Raw genomic sequence first — 10,447 nt, forward strand, 5'->3', positions numbered from 1 at the left:
TCTTCCTCTTCTTCAGCTGCTTCCTCCTCTTCTTCAACTTCTTCCTCTTTCCTAACAGTTGTTTTAATGTTTGCCAAAATAAATTCCTTAAAACCTACACTTTCAAGACGTAAAACGGGAGCTTTAGCCTTAATTCCAAAATTTCTGATTTTAATTAGGTCCTTTTCAGTTGTAACTGGATTTTTTAGACGCTTTAAAACCTCAACATCTTCCTCCGTGTATTCGTGATGATCTTCATATATAAAATAGTTTCTTATCTTATATCCCATTTGAATGAGCATCCTAACAAACTGTTCAGGATTCCCTATACCGCAGAAAACATCTATTTCTCTTTCAGAAGGGGGATAAACTTTTTCGAACTTCTCATTTACCCAAAACTTAAACTCCTGTTTTGCAAAGAAAATGGGCTTTTTAAAAGTTTTTAGGAAAAGCTCCAAAGATTCAATTCTCTTTTGGTCAACAAGATTACTCCTTGTAATCACAAAACAGTCAGCCCTTTCAAGGTTTTTTATTGGTTCTCTTAAAAGCCCCAAAGGCAAACAGTGGTTATCTCCAAAAGGATTAAAAGGATCAATAGCTACGATGTTTATTTGAGGAATAATTTTTCTATACTGAAAGCCATCGTCTAAAATTACAACGTTAGCTTCCTTTTCAAAAGCAAACTTTATTCCAAACTTTTTATTCTTACTGACAACTGTCTTGTAGCCTTTGATAGCATAAGTCGCAGCTTCATCCCCAAATTTTTCAGGGTCTCCCGTTGCAAACTTTGGTCCCCTTTCCTTTCCCCTGTATCCTCTAGTTACTATGGTTGGAGAGAAGCCTACTTCCTCAAGAAGTAAATAAATAGATTCGGTAAGAGGGGTCTTTCCAGAACCTCCCGCTGTTATATTTCCAACAGAGATAACAGGAAGCGGAAACCTAAAAGAATCTAAAACCTTCAAATTGTAAAGGAAATTTCTTACTTCAGAAATCAAACAGTAAAGCTTAGAGAGTGTCCAAAAAATGGGGTAAAGAGCTAATCCCCAGCCTTCTTTTCTTAGAACCTTTTTTCTAACTTCATTAGGATCCATCACATTCTCCCACAGCTTCTAAAATCCTTTTTAGAACATTTTTTCTCTTGTCGAAGGAGTTTGCAATTTTATCAATAACTTTTTTTCTATAATCATCATTGAGTAAAAGTTCCCTTAGGAAAGAGATAAGATCCCTTTCATTTAAAATAGGAATATTTAGATCCTTTGCTATCTCCAAGAAATCTTTTGCGTACTCCCCAACGATTACCGGTTTACTCCAAACAACAGCCTCAACAGGGTTGTGACCTCCTATTCCTTTAACAAAACTTCCACCGATAATTGCAACGTCTGCAAACCTGTAAAGGGAAGAAAGTTCTCCTATAGTATCAACAATGTAAACCTCTACATCTTCCGAAATTTCTTGGGTCTTACTTCTTAAGGCAAAAGGGAATCGAGGAAGGATATCTTTAGCTCTATTTACGTGTCTTGGAGCTATGATCGTAAGAAGATTAGGAAAGTCTTTTTTTAACTCACTGTGAACTTTGAAGGCTAACTCTTCTTCTCCTTCGTGGGTGCTACCCCAGATTATTACTTTCCTCTTTCCCTTGATTTCAAGTTTTGCCAGTTCTTTTGGTTTTTCAATCTCTAACTTTAAATCGCCTACAAGTTCTACTTTTTTAAATCCTAAAAGTTTTGCTCTTTCAAAGTCTTCTTTTGAACGGGCTAAAAATACAATATTCTCAAAAACAGGTGCTAAAAACCTTTTAAATTTTCTAAAGTTTTTAAAGCTTTTTTCCGTTATCTTACCGCTTATTATGTATACCGGAATATTAAGCCTTTTAGCCGCGTAAAGAAAAGATAACCAGATTTCTGTTTCGTATATTAAGATTTTAGAAGGTCTATTTTTTTTCAAAAAATTTTTCACTATTGGATAGATATCTATTGGAAGAATTCTACTTGGAACGCTTGGAAAAAGTTTCTTTGATCTTTCCAAACCGTAGTCTGTAAAAACTGTAAGCGCTACTCTATCCTTTAATCTTTCGACAATCGGTTTTACAGAGTTAACTTCTCCGATACTCGCCACGTGTAAGAGAATCTTTCCTTTGCCACCTTTAAAATCTACCCTAAATCTTGGAAAGAGAGAAATACTTCCTCTTTTTCTTGCTTTCAGTTTAACTAAAGGATAGAAAGGAATAAGAGCAAGGATCAGCAAGTTGTAGACAACAAGTCCCATTACTTTAGCCCAATAAGTTTGTGAACCTGAGGAATAATTTTAACTTCAAAACTGTTTATAAAATCTCTATCTGAGATAACAAGATTTACAACCTTTTGGCAGGTTTTCAAATAATCTTCAAAAGGAACTTCAAGAGGCTGAATAACTATCACGTTCTTTATTAAATTCCTGTTCTTGTAAACAAAATTCTTCACTAACGCGAAATCTTTTTCATTGAAAACTGCAAACTTTAAAAGAACGTTGCTATAAGCACTTAAAAACTTTTTTAGCTCGTTTTCTGGAAAATCAACCCCCATTGTAGGAGTTTTAGGGGATAAAACGATCTTTAACTTTTTATCTTCCAAATCATCCCTAAAAATATGTCCGCAGGTTTCAAGAGTTATTTTTCTTATAGACTGCAACTTTGAAAGTTCTCTAATCAGTATATTTAAGTTTTCTTCCTCTACTGGTTCCCCACCTGTGATAACAATCTCAGGAACTTTTTTTTCTATAGCAATTTTTATTATGTCATCTATGTTCCAAAAATTTCCGTTTTTCCAAGAATACTTCGTATCACAGTACTTACAGCCAATAGAACATCCTGCAGTTCTTATAAAGAATGAGGGACTTCCAACATCTATACCCTCTCCTTGAATGGAAACGAAAAGCTCTGAAATTCCGATTTTCAACTTGTAAACTCCTTACTAAGTTCCAAGGCAAGCCTTTTTGCCTCTTGGTCTATTTTGACAACTTCCTCAACAGAAATTGGTTTAGAAAAGTTAGATTTTTCAAGAGTTTTCTCTATAAGACGTGGAATATCGGTAAACTTTATTTTCCCATTAAGAAAGAGACTTACAGCCACTTCGTCAGCCGCGTTTAAAACAATTGGGTAAGGATATCCAAGTTTTAAGGATTCATATGCAAGCTTTAGGGAAGGAAACTTCTTTAAATCCGGTTCAAAGAATGTTAGTTCTCCTTTTAAGTCAAGGTTTAATTGAGGTATATCAAGAGGAAGTCTTTCAGGATAGCTCAGAGCGTAAGCTATTGGAATTTTCATATCCGGAACACCAAGCTGAGCTAAACACGAGTTGTCAATGAACTTTACCAAAGAATGGACTATACTCTGTGGGTGGATAACAACTTTTATCTTTTCTAAAGGTATTCCAAACAGCCAATATGCCTCAATTACCTCAAGACCTTTATTCATCAAAGTAGCAGAATCTATGGTTACCTTTTGTCCCATACTCCAGTTGGGATGCTTTAAAGCTTCAGAAGGAGTAACGTTTTCTAAGTCTTCTCTATCTCTAAAAGGACCTCCTGAAGCTGTAAGGATTAATTCCTTTACGTTTTCTTTCTTTTCTTTAACCAGACACTGAAAAAGTGCTGAATGTTCACTATCGACAGGAATTATTTCCTTTGCAACTTCCACTATAAATTGTCCAGCACAGACTAAAGACTCTTTATTTGCAAGAGCAATTCTTTTACCTTTTAAAGAAGCCCAATATGTAGGAAGTATTCCGGAAGCCCCTGTAATAGCCGATATACATACGTCAAAGTCAACTTCTTCTATAAGTTCCTTTAACCCATCAAGACCTTTATAAAACTTTCCATCAAAAGAAAACTCTTCGTTAGATTCAACAAGACATACAGCAGTTGGCTTAAACTTAAGGGCTTGTTCCTTTAACTTCCTGACATTCTTTCCAGCAACAAGGGCTTTTACCTTAAACTTTTCCGGAAACCTTGATATTACACTAAGGGCATTCTCTCCTATTGAACCTGTAGAGCCAAGAATTAAGACCTCTTTCATCTTACAGCCTTGCTAAAAGTTCTTCCAAAGTTTCTATTCTTTCCTGTTTTCCTGTTTCAAGCTCCTTTAACGAGAAAAATCCTTCCTTCTCTTCTGCTTCGCCTATTATCACAACATACTTTGAAAATGCCCTATCCGCCGCTTTCATTTGCGCTTTGAAGCTTCCAAGTCTATGATCCATTTCTGCTTTTATTCCTTTACTCCTTAAGAACTTTAAGAGTTTTAGCCCTTTTAGATATGCACTCTCTCCCCTAACAACAATGAAAACACCTTCTCTTTCTTTTGGTTCCTCTTCTAAAAGGATCATTGCCCTATCTATTCCAAGAGCAAACCCAAGAGCTGGAGTTTCAGGTCCTCCAAGTTCCGAAATTAATCTGTCGTACCTTCCACCTGCTAAAACTGTACTCTGAGCTCCTAAATTTTCTGATTTAAATTCAAAAACCGTTCTTGTATAGTAATCCAATCCTCTAACAAGGTAAGGATTTTCTATAAAGGTAACTTCAAGAACTTTAAGGTACTCTTTAAGCTTTTCAAAGTGTTCCTTGCATTCATCACAGAGAGTTTCTACGATCTTAGGTGCTTCTTCTACTACTTTTCTACAAACTTCGTTCTTACAGTCAAGAACTCTCAAAGGATTCCTATGAAATCTCTTCTGGCAATCTTCACACAATAGTTCTTTCTTACTTTCTAAAAAACTTACAAGCTTTTCTTTAAAAGTTGGTCGGCACTTTTCGCAACCTATAGAGTTTACTTCTAAAGAGTACCTTATGCCTAAACTTTCCAAAATATCGCATGCTATCCTTATTACCTCAGCATCTACACCAGGAGAGGCTAATCCAAAAACTTCACATCCAGCTTGGAAAAATTGTCTCTTTCTTCCTGCCTGAGGTCTTTCAAATCTAAACATTGGACCAACATAGAACCACTTGGTAAACGGCTCTTTTGCATAAACTCCGTGTTCTATGTAAGCCCTTACACTGGAAGCCGTTCCTTCAGGACGAAGCGCAACAACTCTTCCACCTTTATCCTCAAAGATGTACATTTCCTTCTGAACTATGTCAGTAGTTTCACCAACACTTCTTGTAAAAAGTCTTGCTTCTTCAAGGATAGGTAAAACAATTTCTTTAAATCCTGCTCTTTTTACAACATCTTTGAAAGTTTCAACAACTTTTTCGAACTTTTCGCTCTCTGGAGGAATTAAGTCCTCAATTCCCCTTAAAGCTCTAAATTCCATTCCCTTCTCTCCTACTTTAAGAGTTTCTCTGCTAAGCTCGTAATAGGTAGATTTTTATAATCTCCCCTTAGGATTTCAAGTATTTCTTTTGCCTTCTTTTCATCATTTTCCTTTAGGGCAATAATTATTTCTTGGTAAAGAGCTTCGGGATAAGTGAAATCTTTATCTCTTCTCATAATGGAAATTTCTTTCTTTGCCTCTTTTAATTTTCCTTCATCTATGTATATTCCTGAAAGTAAAGTTCTTGACGGAGAAGCTGTTATAAAATCTTGTTCCTTTAGAGTCTTTAAAAGCTTAATATCCTTCCTTTCTTTCGCTAAAAGAAACTTAGCTATTTTTGTGGAAGGGGCATTAGGATATTCTTTTGCTGCAAGATCAAAAAGTTTTAAAGCGTCGTCTTTCTTACCGTTTTCAAGGAGAAAAATTCCTTTATCTACAATTTTTGCAGCTTTTAACTCCAAGCTTTGCTGATAACTTTTATATCCAAAGAGAGATCCCAAAACTAAAAGAACTAAAGCAAAAGCTATTCCTATTTTCTTGCTATGGATCATAAGAAAGTTCCAAACTTTGTAAACATCGCTTGCCAATTGTTCTGCTTGTGGAGTATCTATCTCTTTGGGAATATGAATAGGGGTTTCCTGTTTTTCTTTTTCCCTTTTTTTGTAAGCTTTGTATGGTGGTCTTTTCAATCAAAACCTCCTATAATAAAAGTAAAAATTCATTTTTGAATTTTAACATTTAGGTGATAAATTGAAGGGAAAAAAGTACGATGATATTCGCTTTATAGGTTTTCTTGTTGCCTTAATTACCTTAGCCGGAGTTATTACTCTGTTTCTTAATAACATTGTCTTCCAAAGTGAACTAAAGAATACCATTTACAGAGCAGTTATTGATGAAAATAAAAAGAGATTAAAAGACACTGTTGATTCTACCGTTATTAATTTCTCAAAGAAGGAAAAAGATTTAGAAAACGAGTTGCGGAAACGCTTAAGAGATGAGATATTAAAGGCATATAACGTTGCATATTCTCTGTATAAACAGTGCAAAAAACAGAATTGTAGTGATAAAAAAATTAAGAAAATAATAAAAGAAACATTAAGAAACTATCACTTCCTGAATGGTAAGGGATACATCTTTATATGCGGTGTAGGTGGAAACGTTATTCTCAATTCAGCTTTTCCTCACTTAGAAGGAAAAAACCTGTGGAACCTTCAAGATAAGAAAGGTAAGTACATCCAACGTGAGATTGAACGTGTTGCCCTCTTTTCACCAAATAACGAAGGATTTGTAACTTACTATTGGTTCATTCCAGGAACCAACACTGTTGACAAAAAAGTTTCCTTTGTGAAACTTTTCAAACCTTACAACTGGATAATAGGTGGTGGTTTCTATATTTCCGAGTTTAAAAAATACGTAAAAGAGTACATTAAAAAGTACGAATTTACATCTTCTAACATGTTTTTCATTGATCTTAATAGCAATGAAAACCTTCTAGATCCAACATTCAGAAAGATCCTTGCACTTACGAAGAAAGAAGGATTTAAAAGTGATCTACTTAGAGAAGGAATCTTTTTGAACGACGAAAATAAGATTTACTATGTGAAACTTTGTCCCAATTGGAACTGGCTAATAGGTAACTATGCAACAAAAGGAGAACTCGGTCAAGAAATATTCAATCTGAAGGAATGTTTTCTCGGAAAGGTAAAAATAGGAATCTTTACAACAACTGTTATCTTTTTAATAGTTTCTTTCGTTTCAGGTCTTGGGGTTGTTTATCTACTAGGGAGACTTAAGCAGACCATAGATGAACTTGTTAAAAAGAATAGGCTACTATTGAAAACAAAGAGAGAGCTGTCTTTGAAAGTTTTTAAAGACGATTTAACCTCTCTTTTGAACCGTCGTAAACTTCAGAAAGACATAAAGAAGTTAGGAAATTCTCAGAAGCTAAACTTTGCATTGATTAACATTAGAAACTTTAAAGAGATCAATGAACTTTTTGGACTTTCAGAGGGAGACAACATACTTAAAACATTTTCTCAACACTTAAAGAAGTTTGTAAAGAAGGAGTACAGAAAAGGTAGAGTTTATAGACTCAGAGGAGACAAGTTTGGTGTCTTAGCCGGTGGCTTAAATGATGAAAAGTTTATAACTCTCGTGAAGAAGATCATAAAGGAAATGGAAAAGAAAGAGTTCGAAGTAGGAGACATTAAATTCAAGTTAGATGTTGTTGCTGGTATCTCAAATAACAAAGAAAATCTTATTATAGAAGCTGAAATTGCAGAGCAAGAAGCAAAGAAGAGGAAAATGGATATTTACGTTTTCGATGAGGAACTTAAGAATATCTATGACGAGCTTCACAAAAACATTGTCATAGCTTCAAAGTTAAAAGAAGCATTAAAGAACGACAGAGTAGTTCCTGTTTTTCAGCCTATCGTCAACTTAAGGACTGGTAAAGTTGAAAAATATGAAGCTTTAATGAGAATAATGAATGAAGAAGGTGGCTTCATACCTCCAGGAGAGTTTTTGCCTGTTGCTAAGAAGATTTCCATTTATCAAAAACTTTCTAAAGTTATGATTGAAAAAACATTAAAGATAGCAAAGGAAAGAAACATTGATGTCGCAGTTTCTGTGAATCTTTCTTCAGAAGACTTAGCTTCTGTCGAGATGAGAAACTGGCTTTATGAGAAATTAAAAGAGTATGATGTTGCTAAAAACGTGTGCTTTGAAATTGTTGAAACTGAAGCATTTAGTAGTCTTGATGTTTTAAAAGAGTTCCATTCTAGAATAAAAGAACTTGAAGCCGAGCTTGCTATAGACGATTTTGGTAGCGGATATTCCAACTACGAGTACATCTCCATAGTTAAACCAGACTACATCAAAATTGACGGAAGTTTGATAAGTAAACTTCTTGATTCTAAAGAAGTGGAAATTATTGTTAAGCATATCGTCGGATTCTGTAAGGAACTTAACATAAAAACCATAGCAGAGTTTATTTCTTCTGAAGAACTTTTAAACAAGGTTAAAGAACTTGGTATAGATTACGGACAAGGATTTTACTTAGGTAAACCTGAACCTTTTGGAGATAGATAAAATCAAAGGATTTCCAGCAGTTCAAAGGTTATCTTTCCACATCTTTCTAAAGCGTTTAGATTGTAGCCACCTTCAAGGGTAAAGAGAATAGGAACTGAAAGTTCCTTTGCAGATAGTAAAAGTTCTCTAACTATAAATTCAACTCCTCTATCACTTACCAATAATTCTGATAGGGGATCGCTTTCGTGAAGGTCATACCCAGCAGAAACAAGGATGATTTCAGGTTTAAAGTTTTCTAAAGCCTCTCTATAAACTTCACCGTAAATCTTTCTATACTCTGTATCTCCACTTCCTTCTTTCATCGGCAAGTTTAAAACGTGTTCATTATTCTCTTCCTTGCTTCCTGTCCCAGGATAGAAAGGATACTGATGGGTTGAGAAGTAAAAGACATTGGAAATGTTATAGAACATACTTTGAGTTCCGTTTCCATGATGAGCGTCAAAATCAACTATGAAAACTCGCTTTATTCCACAAGATAAGGCTTTAATTGCCCCCACCGCAATGTTGTTAAATATGCAAAATCCCATTGCTTTGTCTTTTTCTGCATGGTGTCCCGGAGGTCTTACTGCACAAAAAATAGCTTCAAATTTTTCATTTAGGAGGAGTTCTATACCCTTTTCTACAGCTCCTGCTGCTAAAGCAGCAACATCGAAGGTATATTGGTTATAGTAAGTATCAGGATCAAAAAATCCGTTTTTACTTTCCCTACAGGTGATTAAGATATCTTGGATGTAATTCTCCGAGTGAATAGCCTTCAAAATGTTATAGCTTACCTCTTTTGGATCTAAAACGGGAATATTAAACTCTTTTAGGCTTCTTAGAAAATACTTTAGTCTTAAGCTATTTTCGGGATGCGTCGGCAAATCGTGTCTTAAGAAAAAATCACTGTAAATAACTGCCGATTTCATCTGAAATCAACCTTTAGGTGTTTTCGTTTACCAGCTTTCTAACCATTTCAAACTCAGCCTTTCTATTTTCAATATCGACGTTTAAAAGTTTCGCAAGAACTCTATCTCCAATTCTAAATACTGTTCCCATCTTTTCGCCAACTAAACAGTACTGCTTAGGAATGCATATATAGTAGTCATTCTTAAGATTTGAAACGTGAATAAATCCTGGAATTAACTGCTCTATTGTTTCAACAAAAAGTCCTTGTTCAGATACACCAGTAATAATCGCTTCAAAAATTTCTCCTATATGGTTTTGAGCATATTGAAGTTTCTTAAGTTCTATAACGTCTCTTTCTGCTTCGTCTGCATTAATAGACCTTTCTGTGATGTGCTTACAAACCAATTCCAGCTTTTCCTGCCAGTAAGAAATAGATTCCTGGGTAAATTCCCCTTTTAGTGCCATTTTCAGTAGCCTATGAAGTTGAAGGTCTGCATACCTCCTTATTGGAGATGTAAAGTGGGTATAATGGGTCGAAGCAAGTCCAAAGTGACCAATATTATCTGGAGAATACTTAGCCCTTGCCATTGTTCTGAGCATTAGATAGTTGATAAGCTTTTCTTCGGGTTCTCCTTCAACTTCTTCTAAGATTTTTTGTAAAAGTTTAGGTTGTATATCGTTCTTTATGGAAGGAACTCTTATTCCAAGAGATCTTACAAAGTTTAAGAATTCTTGTAGTTTTTCTCTATCTGGTGATTCATGAATTCTGTAAACGCTTGGATAGTCTGTCCAGAACATATATTCAGCCACGGTTTCATTAGCTGCAATCATAAACTCTTCTATTATTCTATGAGCCCAAAGCCTTTCAGCCCTATAAATGTCTATTGGTTCTCCCTCAGCACTCAAGATCACGACAGGTTCTGGTAAGTCAAAGTCAAGAGAACCTCTTTTGTAACGTTTCTTGTAAAGTATTTGGGCAAGTTCGTACATGGTTTTCAAGGACTCTACCACGTGAGGGAACTTCTCTATTGCTTCTTTGTCTCCATCTATTATCTTCTGGGCTATCGTGTAGGTAAGTCTTGCTTTGCTATGGATGACGCTTTCATAAATCTTGTAATCAATAACAATACCTTTTTGGTTAATTACCATTTCACAAGTAAAGGTAAGTCTATCAACGTTTGGATTTAAGGAACAGATGCCGTTCG

The 10,447-nt window shown here is 35.1% G+C and carries 9 protein-coding genes; 1 reads left to right on the top strand and 8 read right to left on the bottom strand.

Translation table 11 applies throughout. The features are described 5' to 3' along the window. The 6 genes from lpxK to ABGX27_04750 form a co-directional block, all read right to left on the bottom strand. On the bottom strand, positions 1-1,070 hold a 1,070-nt coding region (lpxK, locus tag ABGX27_04725; GenBank protein MEO2068798.1), incomplete at its 3' end, for a tetraacyldisaccharide 4'-kinase. After that, positions 1,060-2,244: a glycosyltransferase N-terminal domain-containing protein gene (locus tag ABGX27_04730; GenBank protein ID MEO2068799.1), complete on the bottom strand. Its 1,185-nt coding sequence runs from the start codon at positions 2,242-2,244 to the stop codon at positions 1,060-1,062. The genes ABGX27_04730 and lpxK, both read right to left, overlap by 11 nt. After that, positions 2,244-2,912: a 7-carboxy-7-deazaguanine synthase QueE gene (locus tag ABGX27_04735; GenBank protein ID MEO2068800.1), complete on the bottom strand. Its 669-nt coding sequence runs from the start codon at positions 2,910-2,912 to the stop codon at positions 2,244-2,246. The genes ABGX27_04730 and ABGX27_04735 overlap by 1 nt, the downstream gene beginning before the upstream one ends. After that, a complete protein-coding gene (dxr, locus tag ABGX27_04740; protein MEO2068801.1) occupies positions 2,909-4,030 on the bottom strand; it encodes a 1-deoxy-D-xylulose-5-phosphate reductoisomerase in 1,122 nt (373 codons plus the stop codon). Before dxr ends, ABGX27_04735 begins: the two co-directional genes overlap by 4 nt. A gap of 1 nt (position 4,031) precedes the next feature. Continuing rightward, a complete protein-coding gene (gene hisS / locus ABGX27_04745) occupies positions 4,032-5,264 on the bottom strand; it encodes a histidine--tRNA ligase (GenBank protein MEO2068802.1) in 1,233 nt (410 codons plus the stop codon). A gap of 11 nt (positions 5,265-5,275) precedes the next feature. Then, positions 5,276-5,953: a hypothetical protein gene (locus tag ABGX27_04750; GenBank protein ID MEO2068803.1), complete on the bottom strand. Its 678-nt coding sequence runs from the start codon at positions 5,951-5,953 to the stop codon at positions 5,276-5,278. A gap of 61 nt (positions 5,954-6,014) precedes the next feature. Here ABGX27_04750 and ABGX27_04755 point away from each other — a divergent pair, with 61 nt between their 5' ends. After that, a complete protein-coding gene (locus ABGX27_04755) occupies positions 6,015-8,354 on the top strand; it encodes an EAL domain-containing protein (protein MEO2068804.1) in 2,340 nt (779 codons plus the stop codon). A gap of 2 nt (positions 8,355-8,356) precedes the next feature. Here the strand turns inward: ABGX27_04755 and ABGX27_04760 are convergent, their stop codons facing one another. Together ABGX27_04760 and ABGX27_04765 are read right to left on the bottom strand one after the other, a co-directional pair. Then, entirely contained in the window at positions 8,357-9,262 is a 906-nt protein-coding gene (locus ABGX27_04760) for a histone deacetylase (protein ID MEO2068805.1), read from the bottom strand. A gap of 13 nt (positions 9,263-9,275) precedes the next feature. Next, positions 9,276-10,447 (bottom strand): VacB/RNase II family 3'-5' exoribonuclease (locus tag ABGX27_04765; GenBank protein ID MEO2068806.1); only part of this gene is annotated, 1,172 nt, incomplete at its 5' end.

The sequence above is a fragment of the Desulfurobacteriaceae bacterium genome (assembly GCA_039832905.1).
In the GTDB taxonomy this organism is placed as follows: domain Bacteria; phylum Aquificota; class Aquificia; order Desulfurobacteriales; family Desulfurobacteriaceae; genus Desulfurobacterium.

What these genes read in the sequence shown, in the direction of transcription:
- dxr (MEO2068801.1), bottom strand. Translation starts at nt 4,030, where the DNA reads ATGAAAGAGGTCTTAATTCTTGGCTCTACAGGTTCAATAGGAGAGAAT.
- ABGX27_04760 (MEO2068805.1), bottom strand. Translation starts at nt 9,262, where the DNA reads ATGAAATCGGCAGTTATTTACAGTGATTTTTTCTTAAGACACGATTTG.
- ABGX27_04730 (MEO2068799.1), bottom strand. Translation starts at nt 2,244, where the DNA reads ATGGGACTTGTTGTCTACAACTTGCTGATCCTTGCTCTTATTCCTTTC.
- hisS (MEO2068802.1), bottom strand. Translation starts at nt 5,264, where the DNA reads ATGGAATTTAGAGCTTTAAGGGGAATTGAGGACTTAATTCCTCCAGAG.